Origin of the sequence: Clostridium boliviensis (genome assembly GCF_033342255.1) — a bacterium.
Lineage (GTDB): Bacteria > Bacillota > Clostridia > Lachnospirales > Lachnospiraceae > Lacrimispora > Lacrimispora boliviensis.
On the sequence record NZ_JAWONS010000025.1, the window covers coordinates 1 to 378 of the forward strand.

The following is a 378-nucleotide window of genomic DNA, read 5'->3' on the forward strand; positions in this document are numbered from 1 at the left end:
CCTTTTATCCGATGCGTCATCCGGTCACGATGAAGGGAGCGACAAGGGGGCCGAAGTCCCCTTCAGCCGGCTCCATAGATCCTTGCAAGCCTCCACGGCGGCATCCAGGTCATCCGCATTCAGGTAAATCGCCTCCCCCTCCACTTTCTCCTGGGAATATTGGTAGCGGGGGTCGTAATATTCCTTCAGCAGAATCTCCACCACGCCGCCAATTTCGCTCCTCGACCTGCGAGGCCAGCTCTTTTCGCACATCCGGAGAAAGGCGGCGTTCGATGCGGCTGATCGCTCCTGACACCTGTTTTTGCAGGCGGTTCAGATCCGTTTCTCCGCGCAGGTAGATGTCCAGAATGCGCGACACCCGCGTCGCGAAGGAGGCCT

At 59.0% G+C, this 378-nt stretch carries 1 protein-coding gene; it reads right to left on the reverse strand.

The annotated features are described in order from the left end of the window. Nucleotides 1–109: 109 nt before the first annotated feature. Nucleotides 110–378, reverse strand: a 269-nt coding sequence (locus tag RZO55_RS00945) for a hypothetical protein (RefSeq protein ID WP_318062430.1), incomplete at its 5' end; no start/stop codon positions are given.